Genomic DNA, 17,539 nt, shown 5'->3' with positions numbered 1-17,539 from the left:
CGCCCCTGCGGGTACTGCTCCTGGTAGCCGCGCTGTGGAATCTGGGCGGCAACATCGTTGTTTCCCTCCTCGTCCTTTTTGTTGTGCGGACGCTGGGCCAGAACGGGACCTGGCTCGGCTTCCTGATGGCAGCAACCGCGCTCGGGGGGACCCTGGGCGGTTTAAGCGTCAAATGGCTGACCGACCGCTACGGTTCGGGCGTGGTGTGGCGCTATTCCATGTTTCCTGCGGCGGCAGGCTACGCAGCGCTGCTGCTGATGACGCCCGGCTGGGGGATGCTGCCGGGATTCTTCGGGCTCTTCCTGACCGGTCTCGCCATTTCCATGAACATTGTCGTCTCAACGAGCTTCCGTCAGCGTGTCTGCCCGCCGGAGATGATGGGGCGGCTTGGGTCCGCAACCCGGATGGTCAGCTGGGGCATGCTGGCCATCGCCTCGTTGGTGGCAGGTGTCCTGGCAAGCACCGTGGGGGTACGCGGCGGCATCCTCACCGGAATAGCCATAGCAGTCGTGGCTCCGGTGGTCGCCTCCTGCGGCCCCTTGAAGGGCGTGCTCCACCTTGAGGACCTGGAACCCGGTCCGAATCCGGGCGATGGCGATGGATCCAGTGCAGCGGTGCAGCCGACTGACACCAAGGCTTCCAGCGCCCCAGCCCACCCCGCAGCCGACGCCTCCGATTCAAGCCGCCGGGGCAAAGCACCCACAGCCAGCACGTCAACGCTCCTCGAGAAATAACCGGCGGCTCGCCGTATCCGCGCACCCCGTTGGATGTGCGTCTCCCTGCACGCTGGCCCGCGGTTCTGTGTGGGCGCCCAGTTGCAGGCTGTCTGTGATGAACATCTCCCGCCTCGTTCAGGATGCCCCGCTGTGGCCTAATACACTTAGTAATTGTCTGCCGCCGCTTACCGCGGCGGACAACGTAGACCCCGCCCCTGTGGGGGCTTGCCGACGGCGCCCGCGCCATCGGCCTTACCAACCGGTCACAAAGCTGTGCCGGCTGAGATAAAGGATGTGAAGATCTGTGAGCCAGAAGTCCGAAACCTGCCTGGATGCGTGGATGGACAGGGAGGCGATGGCAGAAGCCATGATCCCTCTCATTGGCCGGCTCTACCGGGAGAACAGCGTTGTTACCTCGGTTCACGGCCGCCCGCTGGTCAACCGCTCCGTCATCGACATTCTGAAGGCGCACCGCTTCGCCCGGCAGATCGACGATGCTGAGCTCCCCATTGCCGAGACCCTGCCGATCCTGCAGGCGCTGACCGAGCTTGAGCTCGGCGCAGCCTCGGTGGATCTGGCCCGGATGAACGCCAAATACCAGCGCGAAGGAAACGGCAGCTCGCTGCTGGACTTCCTCCGCGTGGAGCTGGCCGGCGTTGCCGGCAAGCGCGGCGCCGACGAGCGCACGAGCACCGACGTCGTCCTCTATGGCTTCGGACGCATCGGCCGCCTGCTGGCGCGTATCCTGATCGACCACGAGGGTGGGGGACAGGGGCTGCGGCTGCGCGCCATCGTGGTCCGGAAGGGTGCCGAGAATGACCTGGTCAAGCGGGCCAGCCTGCTCCGCCGTGACTCCGTGCACGGTGCCTTCCCCGGCACCATCACCGTTGACGAGGAAAACAACACCATTCTCGCCAACGGCACACTGATCCAGGTCATCTACTCGAACGATCCCGCCACAGTGGACTACACCGCCTACGGGATCAACAACGCGGTTGTTGTCGATAACACCGGCCGCTGGCGTGATGAGGAGGGCCTGGCCCAGCACCTGGCAGCCAAGGGTGCTGCACGTGTCCTGCTGACGGCGCCCGGCAAGGGGGACCTGAAGAACATCGTGCACGGCATCAACCACCAGGGCATCACCGACGAGGACAAGATCCTCTCCGCGGCGTCCTGCACCACCAATGCCATCACTCCGGTGCTCAAGGTCCTCAACGACAAGTTCGGCATCGTGAACGGGCACGTGGAAACGGTGCACTCCTTCACTAACGACCAGAACCTGATCGATAACTTCCACAAGGGTGACCGGCGCGGCCGCTCCGCAGCCCTGAACATGGTCATCACGGAAACCGGCGCCGCCAAGGCTGTGGCCAAGGCCCTGCCCGAACTGGCGGGCAAGCTCAGCGGCAACGCCATCCGCGTGCCCACCCCCAACGTCTCCATGGCGATCCTGAACGTGAACCTGGAAACCGAATCCACCAAGGAAGAGCTGAACACCTTCCTGCGTGAAACCTCGCTGAATTCCGACCTGCACAAGCAGATCGACTACATCGATTCGCCGGAGGTTGTTTCCAGCGACTTCGTTGGCTCCAAGCGCGCCGGCATCGTCGACGGCCTCGCCACGATCTCCAACGGCAAAAACGCGATCCTTTACGTCTGGTATGACAACGAGTACGGCTACAGCTGCCAGGTCATCCGGGTGCTGGAAGAAATGGCACATGTGAATCCGCCCGCGTTCCCGCGCGCCGAGGAACTGGTCGCTTCGGCCTAGCCCAGGTCCTGCGCATAGAAAAGCAGTGCCCGCCCGGGAAATTCCGGGCGGGCACTGCTTTTTAGGGTTAAGGGACGGTCAGTGACCGAAGGGGTCCGGGTCAACCCCGGGCATCCAGCTCAGGCCCGGCACACCCCAGCCATTGGCTTTGAGGACCTTGCGGGCCTTGCGTCCCCACCGCTCGTTGAGCCGGTCCACATAGAGCTTGCCGTCCAGATGGTCGTATTCGTGCTGCAGGACCCGGGCAAACCAGCCGGTGGCTTCAAACTGCAGTGGCGCCCCGTTCTCGTCCACACCGGATATCCGAACCCAGTCCGCGCGCGTCAGGGGGAAATTCTCGCCCGGGACGGAGAGGCACCCCTCGGAGTCGTCATCCGGGTCCGGAGCGGAGCCCGGGACCTTGGAAGTGACGAGCACCGGATTAATCACGACACCGAGGTCCGGGGCGTCGTCGTCGTTCGGGTAGTGGAAGGTGAACAGGCGCAGTCCCACACCCACCTGGGGAGCTGCCAGACCAACTCCGTTGGAGACCTCCATGGTCTCGTACATGTCGGCGACCAGGGTGCGGAGTTCTTCGTTGAAGTCCTGGACTTCGGCGGCCCGGCGGTGCAGCACCGGTTCCCCGTGGATAACGATCGGGCGGACGGTCATTGGTTCGTGGGCTCTTTCTTCTTGCGGACGGGCTGTTGGATCAGGCGGTGACGCTGCGGCCGATGACTTCACGCATGATTTCCGACGTGCCGCCGAAAATAGTCAGCAGGCGGGCAGCGAGGAAGGCCTGGGCGACAGGGTATTCCATGATGTAACCGTAGCCGCCGTGCAGCTGCAGGCAGCGGTCGGTGATGGACTTGGCCCGTTCACTGGCCCACAGTTTGGCCTTGGCAGCCGAGACGGCGTCCAAGGTTCCGTCGTTGAATGCCCGCACCGCGGAATCCACGTACGCCTCGGTCACCTCGACCTCGGTGAGGATATCGGCCAGGACAAACCGGCTGTTCTGGAAGTCGGCGATCCGCTCCCCAAAAGCGCTGCGTTCCCCGACGTACTTCAGCGTTGCTTCGTATACTGTGCGGGCCACGGCAGAGGAAGCGACGGCGATGGCCAGGCGGCCCTGCGGCAGCTGCCCGGCGGCGTATTCCAGCCCCTTGCCCTCCTCGCCGACCAGGTTGCCGGCCGGAACGCGGACGTCGTCGAAGTACAGTTCGGCAGTGTCCGAGGCCTTCACGCCCATCTTGTCCAGCTGGCGGCCAGTAGTGTAGCCCGTGGTTTTCTCGACCATGAACATGCTGAAGGACCGGCGTCCGCCGCGGCCGGTGCTGCCGTCAGTGCGGGCCAGCACCAATGCGGCGTCGCCGCTGATGCCGTTGCCGATGAACGTTTTCTGGCCGTTGAGCAGCCAATCGCCGTCGTTGGTCCTTTCCGCCTTGGTGCGGATGCCGCGCAGGTCGCTGCCTGCGCCCGGCTCGGTCCAGGCTACGGAGGTTACCTTGTCTCCACTGACCATCTGCGGCAACCAGCGTTCCTTGAGGTCCTCGGATCCGTAGGCCAGCAGATGCGGCAGGACGAGGTCGTCATGGAGATGGAAAGCCAGTGCCACCGCGAGGTGGTTCGCACGGGCGAACTCCTCGTCCAGGACCACGCGGTACCGGTAATCGGGCATTCCAGCGCCGCCGAACTCTTCCGGCACGGCAAGGCCCAGCAGGCCCTGCTCGCCGGCTGCCTTCCACATCCGCCGGGGCATCATGTGGTCGGCATCCCAGACGGCATAGTCCGGAGCGATCTCACGGACGTTGAACTCGCGGGCCAGGTCGCGGAAAAGCCCGTGGTCCTCATCGAAAAGCCTGCGTTCCAAGACGGCGCCTCCTCTTGTAGCACCCGGCCCGGGATTAGTGTCGGCCGGTACCGGGGGACTGCCCAGGCAGGGGGCAGAAGTAGAAATACGTAGAAAGGCCGCCCCGGAATATTCCGAGGCGGCCTTTCGAAGCTGGATGCCAGCCTCATCTGGGTGAGTAACGGGGGTTGAACCCGCGACCTCCTGGACCACAACCAGGCGCTCTGCCAACTGAGCTATACCCACCATGTGCACTCAGATATTCATTTGCAAAGTCCAGGCGAGTGGATTGTGCAAACTCATTTATCTGAGGCAGCGGATACAAGCTTACACGGTTTTTTGAGTGCTTCTGACACAAGGTGCCTCCGCAGCCCAAAATGTGATGGAGCTAACCTTCCTGCTGCTCCTGGGCAAGTTCCTTGGCGATCTTTTTCGCGGTAGCCGAATCCGGTCCGGGTGCGGGCACGAAGACGGCTGCACGGTAATAGCGCAGTTCGTTAATGGAGTCTTTGATGTCGCCGAGTGCACGGTGTCCGCCGTTTTTAGCCGGCGCCTGGAAGTAAGCGCGCGGGTACCAGCGCCGCGCCAATTCCTTGATCGTTGAGACATCGATGATCCGGTAGTGCAGGTAATCGATGACCTCAGGCATGTCACGGGCCAGGAACATCCGGTCAGTTCCCACCGAGTTGCCGGCCAGCTGCGCCTTCTTCGGCTCCGGCACCCACTTGGTGATGTATTCGATGACTTCGGCTTCAGCTTCGGCGAGGGTCATCCCCTGGGGCAGCTCATCCAGAAGCTTGGACGTGGTGTGCATCTGGCGGACAAAGTCACCCATCTGCTCCAGCGCAGCCGCTTCGGGCTTGATGACGACGTCGACTCCGTCACCGAGGACATTCAGTTCGGAGTCTGTCACCAGGACGGCGACCTCAATGAGGGCATCCGTGCTGATGTCCAGGCCGGTCATCTCGCAGTCGATCCAGACAATGCGTTCATTAGTTATTGGCACGAGATAAATGTACCCCGAGCAACCGCACTGGGCCCGGCGGGCTAATAGCTGGAGTGGCTTCGCTGGCGGCGGTCCTGGCCCTCAGGGTCCGCGGTCTGGACCTCCGTACGGCGGGTGGGAACGTACGGCTGCAGCGGCAGCGAGCCGGTTTCCGGCGGACCGAAGGTCCGCGTCCAGCGGCTGGGTCCGTCCACGGCGGAAGCCGCCGGGCGCGGGCGGGGGAGGAACTCCTGTAAGGCTGCCGGGGCGATAGGAATCGCCGGTACGGCAGCTGGAACCGAGTCCCCACCCTGTACGGCGGAGTCCACGGCTGGCACAGCAGGCTTAGCGGTTTTCCTGGATGTTTCGGCAGCCCGGGCCGCCCCAGCTGCCGGAAGTGGCGTGACCGCAGCTATGGCTGCCTTAGCGGGTGCCGCCGTCGTGCCGCTTTCCACAGAGAGGTACCAGGCCACTAGGAAGGCAGACAGGAGCAGTGCCGCAGATCCGGCCGCCAGGCCGGCCGGCACCTCGGCCCAGAGCAGGCAGACGGCGCTGGTTCCGGTGAGGAACAGTCCCCAGCCCAGCAGCTCTGGATTGCGGCGGCGTCGCGGACGGCCGCCCTGCACCTTCGGGGCGCGGTGGCCCCGCCGTTCCCCTACAGGTTCTGCCCGGTGGCGCCCCACAGCCTTTACCGCCTTGTCTCGTCCGACTCAACTTCCCCAGTGTATGTGAGCCGCGCCCCACTGCCCGCGAAGCGCGCCGCCGGTTCCCGGGGGCGTCCATGACTCGGTGCTAATATTTGGCCTACTGACGAAGCCGCCGTGGCAGGGCCCGCCGACGGACCCTGATGCTTGCGCGGATCCGCGGCGATGCCTGCTCTTCAACGACGCACCTGTTCGTTGGGGACAGCTGCACGAACCAGAGATTGGAACGACCCACGATGACCGCCCAGGTCCCTGCGACCGAGCCTTCGTCTCCCGAACCGGAGAACGCGAAAGCTGACCACCCCAACGTCGCGATCCTCCAAGGCTTCATCGGCTCGATGCTGATGCTTGCCGGTTCCCTCGGCGTCGGATGGCTGTCCCTGTCCTCCTACGAACTGCGCCGCGTCAGCTTCATGATGTGGCTGCGCTTCGAACCCGTTGGTGCTGTCCTCTCCGTGTTCCTGCTGGCCGTCGGCGGTATGCTCCTGGTCCGGTCCTGGCTGAGGTTCGGCCAGCGGATCGGCAGCTGGGGGCCGGAATCCAGGCCGTACGTTCTCAAGGCGATCGTGGCGTGGGGCGCCCCAATGGCCGTAGCCCTGCCGCTTTTCAGCCGCGACGTTTTCGCCTACATCGCCCAGGGCCTCGTGATGGTCAGCGGACTCAATCCCTACAAAGACGGTTATTCGCAGATTTCGAACTATCTGCAGATCGGCGCGGATGATCTGTGGGCGCAGAGTCCCACCCCGTACGGACCGATCTTCCTCTGGCTGGAAGAGATCGTCGTCCGGATCACCGGTGGACAGACCGAGTTCTCGATCCTCCTGTTCCGGTTGATCGCGCTGATCGGCGTGGCGATGTGCGTCTACTACGTGCCCAAGCTGGCCGAACTGCACGGCATCAATCCCAACCGGGCACTGTGGCTGACCGCAGCCAATCCGCTCTTCCTGACCAACTTTATTGCCAGCATCCATAACGACGCGCTGATGATCGGCCTGGCCCTGGCCGGCCTGTACTACGCGGCGACCAAGCGGGCCATCCGCGGCATCCTGCTGGTTACTCTCTCCATTGGCATTAAGCCGATCACCCTCATCTTCCTGCCGTTTATCGGTCTGATGTGGGCCGGTAAAGGGGCTTCCTGGCCACGCAAATTCCTGTACTGGTTCCTCACAGCAGGACTCTCACTGGGCCTGCTTGGGATCCTCGGTGTGGTCAACGGCCTCGGCTTCGGCTGGGTGGGTGCCCTGAGTACTCCGGGAAGTGTCTGGATCTGGTACGCGCCGATCGGTTTCCTGGGACTTGTGGTGGCCACGCTCGGCAATGCCCTTGGCCTGCCGGGCTGGGCCTTCGCCGACGTCGTGCACACGCTTGGGCGCCTGGCGTCCCTCGCCGTCGTCGCCTGGCTCATGTTCGTGGGGGACTACAGCCGTCTGGTCCGTCGGCTCGCCCTGGCCTTTGCCGCGATCGTGATGCTCGCACCCATGATCCAGTCCTGGTACGTGGTATGGCTGATCCCGCTCTTCGCAGTCACCGGCATCCGCACTGACTGGCAGGTCAAGACGCTGTATCTCTTCGTCTCATTCTTTATGGTCTACGCGATCAGTGATCAGCTGGATATCTGGCCGTACTTCGAATTCAGCCTCAGCGCTGCCCGGCAGATCGCAGCCGTGACAGCCGTGGCCTTCGCTCTATACCTGATTTTCCTGGACCCGAAGACGAAGGTCCTCTTCCGCAAGAAGCTTACGGAGCCGGCTCCGGGCGAACTGCGGATTCGGTAACGGGCCGTCCGGCACGGGCCAGCTGGACAATCCGGAAAACCGCCCAGGCGAACAAAGCCATGACCAGCAGGTTGCGGATCGTCAGGAGCGCGGCGACGCCGATGTTCAGGTCGTCGTACAGGGCGGCGTAGAACATCGGGTAGACCAGCGTCGTGAGTGCGGCGATCGGGAGCATCATCAGGGCCGGGACACGCCAGGACCGGCCTTCCCAGGCAACGCCCACGGCCACGACGGCGCCGAGCCAGAGCATGAACTGCGGTGAGCCGACCTTGTTGAAGACGATGAACGCCCCCACCAGGGCCAGTGAACCGGCAGCGAGCAGGGAACCGGCATCGGCTCCGCGGCGAAGGGCCCACAGCAGCAGGATAACGACGGCGACCGCCGCCAACGCGAGCAGGGGTGTCATCAGCGCTGCCACCGGTTCACCCAAAGCGCCGCGGACCTCACGGGTATTGATGACGGTGTCTTCGAAGATGTAGGCATCCGAGCTGCCCAGGATGGCCTGCCAGAGGCCAGGCGTCGTAAACGGCGCCTCGAGCTGCATGCCGCGGTCTCCCTGCGCGCCGACGAAACTAAGCAGGTACCGCAGGCCGCCGGCAGCGGCCACAAAGGCCGCGATAAGGGCGGACACGGCGGCTCCGGTAGCCAGGACGGTGAGACGGCGGCGGAAGACCGCCAGGACGGCGAGGATTACGGCCGCTGGCCACACCTTGATCCAGGTGGCGGCAGCGAGCAGCGCAGACGCGACCACCGGGCGCGTGGCCAGGAGCATCAGTCCAATAATCACCAGGGGAACCGTGAGCCCATCTACCCTGCCGACGGCGACCGGCCCGAGCAGGGCAGTGATCCCCATCCACCAATAGGCGGCAACGAAGCGCTGTCGCGTCCGTTTTCCGGTCAGCACGGCCAGGGCCGCGGCGTTGAGGCCGGCGAAGATCAGGAACCAGGTGAACTGGTAGGCGCCGTAGCCGAAGACAGCAGCCAGGAGCATTGGAGCCAGTGCACCGATGGGATAGACCCACGAAGTGCTGATGCCCTGCCACTGCCCGTCGTTGATGCCTTCGAAGGCCCACTGGCGGTAGAACTGGATGTCGCTGAGGACTTCACCGGTGAAAATGAGCGGAGAGAGCAGCCCGAAAAAGAGCAGGTGAAGGACGCCGAAACTAATCCATAGGAAAGACGTTCGCATGTATCGGGGCTCGGTGGATACCGGTGTGGACGACATGCGGGGCGGCTCTCCTTTAAGGGTAATTTGGGGCCCGCGAACGGCGGCACCCCAGCGACTAGGGTACCGTCGGCGCGACACGGGCATGCAATTGGAGCCGGGACACGGGATACTGAAGCTATGTCCGACGCAACAGAACACTCGATCATCGCCGACTTCGACGTTTCATCATGGGAGCCCACACCCTATGTGGTGGAGGGAACCAACAGTGAACTCTCGACGGTCCGGGCGGTGAAAATCTTTGAGGGAAGCATCTCGGGAACCAGCGTGGCTGACCTGCTCCTCGCCGGTAATGCTGCCGGGGCGGGCTACGTAGGCAGCGAAGTTTTCGCCGGCAGCGTGGAAGACCGCGAGGGGACGATGGTCATCCAGCACTGGGGACTTGCCGAAGGGGAAGCTACGGCGTCTTCGGGGCACATCATTCCAGGCTCCGGCACCGGCGGACTGGCCGGCATCTCCGGAAAAGCGATCTACCCCCAAGCCGAGGACGGACAGCATCGGCTGGAACTGCGTGTGACGTTCCCGGCGGCCGCGGCCGGGCACAGTGAAACCGGAGCGGAATCCAACGGTTCGGCCGGTGCCGATTCAGCGGCGGAGGCCCGCTAACCCCCGCTTCGCACCAGAGGCCGGCCTAGACCCCAACCAGTATCCACACTGCTCCCGCCGCGCTGGCAACGATGACCAGTGCAAAGGCGGCCAACCAGAGGCCCCCCGCAATACCGGTGCTCTGCGAGAGGATCCAGGCATCCGAGGAGGACAGTGCGTGCCGCCGCCGGGTGTGGACGCTCAGGAGGTTCAGCCAGTCACGGACCGCACCGGCGACCAAGGCAATTCCGAGGGTGAGAACCGCGTACGCCACCAACTCCGCAGGCACGAACCAGACAAGCAAGACCGCCGCTGCGGCGCACCCGGCGGCAATGGCCAGGCCCTGCAGATTACGGATAAAGAGCAGCGCGGCGGCGAGGACCAGCACGCCAACCGACAGCGCCGCCGTCGCCCACCCCTCGCTGGCAGCCCAGATGAGTACCAGCCCAGTGACCGCTGGAACCGGATAACCCCAGAAACCCGCCCACACTGCTCCGAAACCGCCTCTCCCGATGCTGCGCATCTGCCCCGAGTGATCGAAACGGAGTTCTATGCCGGAGATCCGGTGGCCGGCCATCAGGGCGGCGAAGGCGTGTCCGAGTTCGTGGACGAAGGTGACATACAGGCCAAACCACCGCCAGGTCGCCCGTGGAACGGAGAGGACGGCGGCGCCGGCGACCAGCGCCAATAAAATCCAGGGCTGCGCCTCCAACCCGTCAGTGCGCATAAAACCGCCGGTGATTTTGGCCCACAGTTCCGCCAGCCAGCCAGGTACAACACCGGTGACGGTTCCGTCTGTGGCAAGCCGGCCATCAAGACTCAGGGCAGTTTCGGATACCTGCAGGGTTCCAGGAGCAGGAATATCTCTCAGAGCTCCAACTGGCCGCGCAGGATCGACCGTCCGGAGTGTTCCGGGTTGCCGTCAAGGGGCTCGTCCGAAATATCGACAATCGGGTAGGCGGACAGGTCCAGGCCAGCGGGGATCCGAAAGCGTGCTTCGCGTCCCTCCATGGTGCCGAGGCTGACCATGGAGCTGATGTCCGGGGAGATGAGCCAGACTTCGCGGTAGCCCTCGGCCTCGCTGCTGCTGGCCGTCACTACTAGTTCCCGCTCACCATCCGGCAACTGATCGACAGCCGCCGTCCCCTCATCGGTGTAGGACGGGAGTGGCTCGAGCGTGACAGATGCGATCACCTCTGGTTCGGGTTCCAGTCCGCGGACGATGCCCCACGTAGCGGCGCCGCCCACAAGAGCCGCAGCCGCCGCTGCGGCCAGCCATTTTGCACCACGGCGGCGGCGTGCATCATCCAGTGAAGCAGCCTTCGTGTGAGCTCCGGCGGGGTTCTCCGGGGTACCCGGGGCTTCGTCCCTGACGGCAGGGTCGGCGTGCCTGTTGGCTTCGGACGACGCATCTGAGAGCGGGTCGCGGCTCACCGCCGGCCCGAGGCCGAGGGTGGTGTGGATGCGTTCCCAGACCTCCGGAGGTGGAACGGAACCGTCTATTGTGTCGCTGTTGCGGCCGGCGCGGACCACCCTGCCGTAGGAGGCGACCTCTGCCTGGCAGCGGGCGCAGCCTTCCAGATGGGCGGCTTCGTCCGCGGTCGGTTCCTCACCCAACGCAAGGAGGGCCAATGCGTCATCATGCGGGTGCATCGCTTACCTCCAATCGTTGTCTTAGCTGGACGAGTCCCCGGCGGATATGGCTTTTAACGGTGCCCAGCGGCAGTTGGAGCCGGTCCGATATTTGCTGATGGGTCAGATCCTCATGAAACGCCATCCGGAGGATGGAATGCTGCGGCTCGCCCAGGCGGGTGAGTTCGGCGTCGAGCACCACTTTGTCGGCCACGCTCTCAGGATCGGGTGTGAGCAGGGGAGTGCGGGCATCCCGGGCGGCAGCGCCTTCAAGCATGACGTCTTCACGGATCCGCGACGTTGTGATGCCCGCGGCCACGTTCCGTGTGATCCCGACCAGCCACGCTGCCAGGGTTGAACGAGCCGGTGAATAGCTGCCGCGGTATCGCCAGGCACGGATGAAGACTTCCTGCACTGCATCGTCCGCTGCCGCAGAATCAGGCAGACGCCGAAGAGCCATGGCACGGATCAGCGGTGCGAAGCGACGGTATGCCTCTGCCAGTGCTTCCTCCTCACCAGCGGCGAAAGCCCCGTCGAGGCTGTCGTCCCGCTCGGGGACACCGGGTGACATCTGAGGCGTTCTCCTGCCGTTGGCCAGCCTTACAGTGCGGTAGGTACTGCGGGAAGTCCCTATGGTAGCGGCGCAGCCGTGAGTACAACGTTATCTTCATAATCGCTTTCCGCGTCGAGCCATCTACCGCCGCACGTCACAACCTTCAGCACTGGGCTTCCACTGCGGTCAAAGAGGCGGTGCCCGTCCAATGACCGTTTGGCGATGCTCTCGACTTGACTGGTCTGGTAGAGGACGGCGGATCCGTCGTCCAGTGTCACAGTCACCCTTGTTCCCGGCAGGACGTCCTTCAATCCTGCGATCGGCAAGGATTCCGTCTGCGAGTCCACATGGGCGGCCAGGACCGCGGCCCCATTGGAGGATCCGGGCGCGGGTCCGTAGCGGTACCAGCCGGCCTGGTAGTGGTTGTCCGGAATGGTCATGGCACCGTCGTCCCGCACCCCGGTGGGCACAACCTCCAGATCGATTCCTGTCCCTTCAACCTGCAGCCGGACCGGCTGGGCCAAGACTTCCCCGGCTTCCGGCGTGGCCTGGCGGATGGGGATCCCGTCAGGGCCGGGCCCCGACGTACTGCCGGAGCCAGCCGGGAGAACAGCTGACGGTGAGGGCGAGGCAGCGGAGACTGCCGGACGGGTATCAGTCTCCACCGTGCCGCAGGCCCCCAGTCCCAGGGCGCCGGACACCAGCAGCGCGGCTGTGAGTGATCGGAGGGAATTTCCGGGTCGATGCATTTCTCATCCTGAATTCTGGCGTTTGCCGGGTCTATTGGGCAGCTCGGCCCGGGATCTGTGGATCTACGCACTGGCAAGACGGGTGCGGCGCAGCTGGAGCGCTGCGCCGCACCCTTGCAGCTGGCGAGGCGCTAAACGCCATCGCCGTATCAGCGGGAGCCGGTCCCCCCAGCGTCAGCCTTCGCGGTGCTGCGCCGGCGGATGAGCACGGCGGATCCGGCCAGGGCCATCAGGGTTAGGCCGCCTGCGGCAGCGAGCACGGTGCCGTCAGGGCCGGCGTCGGCTGCCAGCGCTCCTGGAACAGCATTAGGAGCGCTTTCCATCCCGGTAATGGTCTGCGTTGCCAGTGCCAGATTTCCCTGCTCAAGGGACCCCCAGGCGTAGACGATCGTAGATACGCCTTCCGGGAGCGTCAGATCAGCCGGGCCGATGACCGGCTCCGTGGTGCCTGCTGCCGCGACGGACGCTGAAATTGTCCCCGCGTCGACCGGGAGGGTCTTCTCTCCGGGGTTGGCCAGGTTAGTAATGACCGCAGTGCCGTTTGCCAGGACATCGACTGCGGGCGCTGCCGCGACGTGGCGGACAGTCAGATGTGCCTTGCCCGCCGCGACGGTGGAGGTGTCATTCGTGTATACGTTCGCCGTCGGCGTGCCGTCCGCTCCCAGGTTGGCGACGGCGGTGAAGTTACCGCCCGCCGTCAGGTCCGCGGAGACCGGGCCAATGATCGGTGTGGAGGCATCGGGAGCGTCTGCGGCGGTAATAGCAAGCTCGTAGCTTCCGGCCGGCAGGGCAAGCGGCCCGGCCATGCTGCCCGGAGTGAAATCGTCCAGGGTCCGCTCACCGTTGACGTAGACGTCCACCGGGGTGTCGGGCACAGCGTGGAAAACTGAAAGCTGGGCGTCGTCGGCTGCGGATGCTGCGGGAGCCGCGGCGAGTCCTGCGGCGGCTGCCAGTCCTGCCGCAGCAAATAGAGTAGCGGTTCTGCGCATGGCCTTCTCCTCTGGTTTTGCCGGTTTCAGGTCCGGCTCGTTGTGGCTTACATCTCATCTACTTCCGGGGAGCCCTGTTTGGATGCAGAAGAATGAAAAAGTTTTTCGAAGCACTTCCCCGGACTGCTGTGGCTGCGCCCGCCGAGCGTCAAGCTTTCCCCACGCGCGGCGGACGGCATGGCAGAAGCGCCCCGGGCTCTGGATGCGCGGGTTCCGGCGGTCCTGCGGCTGGGCTCCGAAACTGCGTAGTATCATCGATTGGTCTGCCCTCGTAGCTCAATGGATAGAGCAACGGCCTTCTAATCCGTAGGTTGCGCGTTCGAGTCGCGCCGGGGGCACCTTTCGAAGGCCTTCTGCCCGGCGTTGTCCCGGCAGGAGGCCTCGGCTCTTAAACGCACCGCTTAGGGCGGTGCTGTTCCTGCGGCTGCCACCTGTCCTCCCCAATAGGCCTGCCGTGTGGCCTGAGCCGCCTGCCTGTCCACATGCCTGTTATTGCCGCACAATGCCGGGCCGCTGACAGCAAGAATGGCTTGACCGGCCATCCCGCCGGCATCATCCCGGCGTGCGGTCCCGGCGCCGACGGCAGCAGAAGGGGAGACCCATGACTGACACCATCACCCTCCGCGGTTTCGTTGCGACCGAGGTTCGGACAACCACGGCGGAGAGCGGCCTGGCGATCGCCGGATTCCGGATATGCACAACGGAACGCCGCCTCGACCGCGAGACCGGCGTCTGGGTGGACGGCCACACGAACTGGTATTCGGTCTCTATGTTCCGGCAGCTGGCCACTAATGCCGGAGTGAGCATACACAAGGGAGACCGGGTGATCGTTACGGGCCGGCTCCGGGTCCGGCAATGGGCCACCGACAGCGGCCGCAGCGGAACCTCCGTCGATATCGATGCGGATTCCGTCGGCCACGATCTCATGTGGGGAACGGCGAATTTCCACCGCAGCGTGAGCGACAAGTCCTCGCTCCGGAACGTCCCCGGGGACGGTGCCGGAGACATGCCCGGCGACGTCGATCCGGTCACCGGAGAGGTCCTGGCCGTCGGAACGGAGGATTTTGGGTCCGATGGAATGGATGCAAACCTCGGCTTTGGGCCCGCCGTAGCGGAATCGGGAGAAACCGAACCCGCACCCGCTTACTGACGGGCTGCGGGCGGCCGACCGCTGACCCGCTGGAGGACGGCCATGGCACAATGACGGGGTGATCGCAGTGAGGCATGATTCCCCCAGGGCAGTGTCCGATACAGTCCTGCCCGCTCAGCCTGTGGCTGTCCCCGTGACGCAAGTTGTGTTGCCCGCTGAATCCGGTCCGTCCAAAGCCGCGCCGCACCGGAGGGCAGCGCTCGCAGGCCTAGTCGTGCTGGCGCCCCTGCTGCTGGGATTGTCCGGATGCTCGAGCGCAGCACCGGCTACGGAGGGACCGGCGTCGGGTCCGGCAGCGACCTCGACCGCAGAAGAACCGGCTCCGGCTCCGATGCCGGAAGCCGAAGCGGTACGGGTGCAGCTCACTGCCCTCGCTGAGCAGTCCTCCTCCCCGTCCCGCGATGCAGTCCGGGAAGCCTATGCCGCGGCCGGGTTCAGTCCCGCCGCCATCGAGGTCTCCCAGGACATCACCCCAACGGGCCTGGCCGTGGACTCCATCGTCGCGGGTGCCCCGGTGGGTGGGCAATGCGTAGTCGGAGAAGTCCGCAGCGGGGCCGTCACAGTGACGGTGGTTCCGGTGCTTTCCAGCGGCCTGTGTCTGCTCGGCGACGACCGCTAAACACCTGGGCGAAACGCTGGGTTTCAGGGCAGTCAAACGCTGATGCGGCAGGGCGCCCGTCTCCCGGGAACGAAACCCCGCCGAGATGGCTGCGGCCCAAATGGCACTTAGAGGCGTCGACACACTAGCCTGAGAGCATGGCGGAATTTATCTACACGATGTCCAAGGCCCGAAAGGCCGTTGGCGACAAAGTTATTCTCGACGACGTAAGCATGTCCTTCTTCCCAGGCGCCAAGATCGGTGTGGTGGGGCCTAACGGTGCGGGTAAGTCCACCATCCTGAAGATCATGGCGGGCCTGGACACCCCTTCGAACGGTGAAGCCCGGCTTAGCCCCGGTTACACCGTTGGCATCCTGCTTCAGGAGCCGCCGTTGAACGAGGAGAAGACCGTGCTCGGCAACGTCCAGGAGGGCGTTGGCGAGATCTACGGGAAGATCCAGCGTTTCAACGAAATCTCCGAAGAAATGGCCCAGCCGGACGCTGACTTCGACTCGCTGCTCGAAGAAATGGGCAAGCTGCAGGAAGCGATTGACGCTGCTGATGCCTGGGACATTGACTCCCAGCTCGAGCAGGCCATGGACGCCCTGCGCTGCCCGCCGGCGGACGCCGACGTGACCCTCCTCTCCGGTGGTGAACGCCGCCGCGTCGCGCTTTGCAAGCTCCTGCTCCAGAAGCCGGACCTGCTCCTGCTCGATGAGCCCACTAACCACCTCGACGCCGAAAGCGTCCTGTGGCTGGAACAGCACCTCTCCTCCTACCACGGTGCCGTCCTGGCCGTGACCCACGACCGGTACTTCCTGGACCACGTCGCCGAATGGATCGCGGAAGTTGACCGCGGCCACCTGTACCCCTACGAAGGCAACTACTCCACCTACCTGGAGAAGAAGCGCGCGCGCCTCGAAGTGCAGGGCAAAAAGGACCAGAAGCTGGCCAAGCGCCTCGCTGATGAACTCGATTGGGTCCGCTCCAACGCCAAGGGCCGGCAGACCAAGTCCAAGGCCCGTCTGGCCCGCTACGAGGAAATGGCGGCGGAAGCCGATCGGACCCGCAAGCTCGACTTCGAAGAGATCCAGATCCCGCCGGGCCCGCGGCTCGGCTCGCTGGTCCTGGATGCCCAGGGCCTGGAGAAGGGCTTCGGCGACCGCAAGCTGATCGACGGCCTGTCCTTCTCGCTGCCGCGCAACGGCATCGTTGGTGTCATCGGTCCAAACGGCGTCGGCAAGTCGACGCTGTTCAAGACGATCGTTGGAATGGAACCGCTCGACGGCGGAGAGCTCAAGATCGGTGAATCGGTCAAGATCTCCTACGTTGACCAGTCCCGCAGCGGCATCGATCCCGAGAAGAGCCTGTGGGAGGTCGTCTCCGAAGGTCACGACTTCATCCAGGTCGGGCAGGTTGAAATGCCGTCCCGCGCCTACGTCTCTGCCTTCGGGTTTAAGGGCCCGGACCAGCAGAAGAAGGCCGGGGTGCTCTCCGGTGGTGAGCGTAACCGCCTGAACCTGGCTATGACCCTGAAGCAGGGCGGGAACCTGCTCCTGCTCGATGAGCCCACTAACGACCTCGACGTCGAAACGCTCTCCAGCCTCGAGAACGCGCTGCTGGAATTCCCGGGCTGCGCCGTCGTCGTTTCGCACGACCGGTGGTTCCTGGACCGCGTGGCAACCCACATCCTGGCGTGGGAAGGCACTGAGGAGAACCCCGGGAACTGGTACTGGTTCGAAGGCAACTTCGAATCCTACGAGCAGAACAAGGTGGAGCGCCTCGGAGCTGATGCGGCCAAGCCGCACCGTGTGACGCACCGCCGCCTGACCCGCGACTAACCGGCACCAACGCAAAACGCCCCCGTCAATGACGGGGGCGTTTTGCGTTGTGGGATGTCTCCGGCAGGAGGCGCGGCCGGGGCCGGAGTCAGGACTCCGAAGAGTCGGGAAGCCGTATCATTCCTTCCTGGGCCACAGTGGCCACGAGTTCTCCAGCGCGGTTGAAGATCCTCCCGGTGGACAGCCCCCGGGCCCCAGAGGCGCTGGGGGACTCCTGGACGTAAAGCATCCATTCATCCACGCGCACCGGCCGGTGCCACCACATGGCGTGATCGAGGCTCGCTACCGACATGCCGCGGGTGGCCCAGGCAATGCCGTGGCGGCGGAGCACAGGCTCCAGGATCGTGTAGTCGGTCGCATAGGCCAGGGCCGCGCGGTGCAGATTCTGGTCATCGGGCATGGGGCCGAACGTCTTCATCCAGACCGCGTTGCGGGCCG

Annotated in this window: 17 protein-coding genes, 2 tRNA genes and 1 pseudogene; 8 read left to right on the top strand and 12 right to left on the bottom strand. The window is 64.6% G+C overall.

All coding sequences use genetic code 11. The features are described 5' to 3' along the window. On the top strand, positions 1-734 hold a 734-nt coding region (locus RTN46_RS13155; RefSeq protein WP_312182014.1), incomplete at its 5' end, for an MFS transporter. Between the two features lie 286 nt (positions 735-1,020). Beyond that, a complete protein-coding gene (locus RTN46_RS13150) occupies positions 1,021-2,487 on the top strand; it encodes a glyceraldehyde-3-phosphate dehydrogenase (RefSeq protein WP_312182012.1) in 1,467 nt (488 codons plus the stop codon). A 78-nt stretch (positions 2,488-2,565) separates the two neighbouring features. Here RTN46_RS13150 and def read toward each other — a convergent pair whose 3' ends face one another. The 5 genes from def to RTN46_RS13125 form a co-directional block, all read right to left on the bottom strand. Next, positions 2,566-3,138 (bottom strand): peptide deformylase, encoded by a 573-nt coding sequence (def, locus tag RTN46_RS13145; RefSeq protein WP_312182010.1) that lies wholly within the window; start codon positions 3,136-3,138, stop codon positions 2,566-2,568. A gap of 40 nt (positions 3,139-3,178) precedes the next feature. Then, positions 3,179-4,336: an acyl-CoA dehydrogenase family protein gene (locus RTN46_RS13140; RefSeq protein ID WP_312182009.1), complete on the bottom strand. Its 1,158-nt coding sequence runs from the start codon at positions 4,334-4,336 to the stop codon at positions 3,179-3,181. 152 nt (positions 4,337-4,488) lie between these two features. Next, positions 4,489-4,561: transfer RNA gene (locus tag RTN46_RS13135), tRNA-His, on the bottom strand. Positions 4,562-4,703: 142 nt separating this feature from the next. After that, entirely contained in the window at positions 4,704-5,321 is a 618-nt protein-coding gene (gene orn / locus RTN46_RS13130) for an oligoribonuclease (RefSeq protein WP_312182007.1), read from the bottom strand. Positions 5,322-5,362: 41 nt separating this feature from the next. Then, positions 5,363-5,983 (bottom strand): hypothetical protein, encoded by a 621-nt coding sequence (locus RTN46_RS13125; protein ID WP_312182005.1) that lies wholly within the window; start codon positions 5,981-5,983, stop codon positions 5,363-5,365. A gap of 164 nt (positions 5,984-6,147) precedes the next feature. Between RTN46_RS13125 and mptB the strand changes: the two genes are divergently transcribed. After that, positions 6,148-7,779, top strand: a complete 1,632-nt coding sequence (gene mptB, locus RTN46_RS13120) for a polyprenol phosphomannose-dependent alpha 1,6 mannosyltransferase MptB (RefSeq protein WP_312182004.1) — start codon at positions 6,148-6,150, stop codon at positions 7,777-7,779. Here the strand turns inward: mptB and RTN46_RS13115 are convergent. Beyond that, entirely contained in the window at positions 7,742-9,004 is a 1,263-nt protein-coding gene (locus RTN46_RS13115) for a glycosyltransferase 87 family protein (RefSeq protein WP_312182002.1), read from the bottom strand. The two genes, mptB and RTN46_RS13115, sit on opposite strands and share 38 nt — an antisense overlap. A gap of 120 nt (positions 9,005-9,124) precedes the next feature. Between RTN46_RS13115 and RTN46_RS13110 the strand changes: the two genes are divergently transcribed. After that, complete coding sequence (locus RTN46_RS13110) at positions 9,125-9,610, top strand: DUF3224 domain-containing protein (protein ID WP_312182001.1); 486 nt, start codon at positions 9,125-9,127, stop codon at positions 9,608-9,610. Positions 9,611-9,635: 25 nt separating this feature from the next. Here RTN46_RS13110 and RTN46_RS13105 read toward each other — a convergent pair whose 3' ends face one another. From RTN46_RS13105 to RTN46_RS13085, 5 genes are all read right to left on the bottom strand, one after another. Beyond that, positions 9,636-10,316, bottom strand: coding sequence for a M50 family metallopeptidase (locus RTN46_RS13105; protein WP_312182000.1), 681 nt, complete (start codon positions 10,314-10,316; stop codon positions 9,636-9,638). 140 nt (positions 10,317-10,456) lie between these two features. Then, the gene (locus RTN46_RS13100; protein WP_312181998.1) at positions 10,457-11,242 is read right to left on the bottom strand and encodes an anti-sigma factor; all 786 of its coding nucleotides are present in this window, start codon (positions 11,240-11,242) and stop codon (positions 10,457-10,459) included. Then, a complete protein-coding gene (locus tag RTN46_RS13095) occupies positions 11,229-11,792 on the bottom strand; it encodes a sigma-70 family RNA polymerase sigma factor (protein ID WP_312181996.1) in 564 nt (187 codons plus the stop codon). The genes RTN46_RS13100 and RTN46_RS13095 overlap by 14 nt, the downstream gene beginning before the upstream one ends. A 59-nt stretch (positions 11,793-11,851) precedes the next feature. Continuing rightward, complete coding sequence (locus tag RTN46_RS13090) at positions 11,852-12,523, bottom strand: class F sortase (RefSeq protein WP_312181994.1); 672 nt, start codon at positions 12,521-12,523, stop codon at positions 11,852-11,854. Between the two features lie 149 nt (positions 12,524-12,672). Then, entirely contained in the window at positions 12,673-13,512 is an 840-nt protein-coding gene (locus RTN46_RS13085; protein ID WP_312181993.1) for a DUF4397 domain-containing protein, read from the bottom strand. 265 nt (positions 13,513-13,777) lie between these two features. Here RTN46_RS13085 and RTN46_RS13080 point away from each other — a divergent pair. From RTN46_RS13080 to ettA, 4 genes are all read left to right on the top strand, one after another. Continuing rightward, positions 13,778-13,850 (top strand) — tRNA-Arg (locus tag RTN46_RS13080). Positions 13,851-14,113: 263 nt separating this feature from the next. Continuing rightward, positions 14,114-14,662 carry a single-stranded DNA-binding protein gene (locus RTN46_RS13075; RefSeq protein WP_312181991.1) on the top strand — a complete coding sequence of 183 codons (549 nt, stop codon included), beginning with the start codon at positions 14,114-14,116 and terminating at the stop codon, positions 14,660-14,662. A 133-nt stretch (positions 14,663-14,795) separates the two neighbouring features. Continuing rightward, entirely contained in the window at positions 14,796-15,281 is a 486-nt protein-coding gene (locus RTN46_RS13070; protein ID WP_312181989.1) for a DUF6993 domain-containing protein, read from the top strand. A gap of 137 nt (positions 15,282-15,418) precedes the next feature. After that, positions 15,419-17,101 (top strand): energy-dependent translational throttle protein EttA, encoded by a 1,683-nt coding sequence (ettA, locus tag RTN46_RS13065; RefSeq protein WP_312181987.1) that lies wholly within the window; start codon positions 15,419-15,421, stop codon positions 17,099-17,101. Positions 17,102-17,189: 88 nt separating this feature from the next. Here the strand turns inward: ettA and RTN46_RS13060 are convergent. Beyond that, positions 17,190-17,539, bottom strand: a pseudogene (locus tag RTN46_RS13060) (acyl-CoA thioesterase domain-containing protein); the annotation flags it as partial.

The organism is Arthrobacter sp. (genome assembly GCF_031988865.1).
In the GTDB taxonomy this organism is placed as follows: Bacteria; Actinomycetota; Actinomycetes; order Actinomycetales; family Micrococcaceae; genus Arthrobacter_B.
Note: the sequence above shows the minus strand (reverse complement) of the source record. Positions and strands in the feature narration are given on the sequence as shown.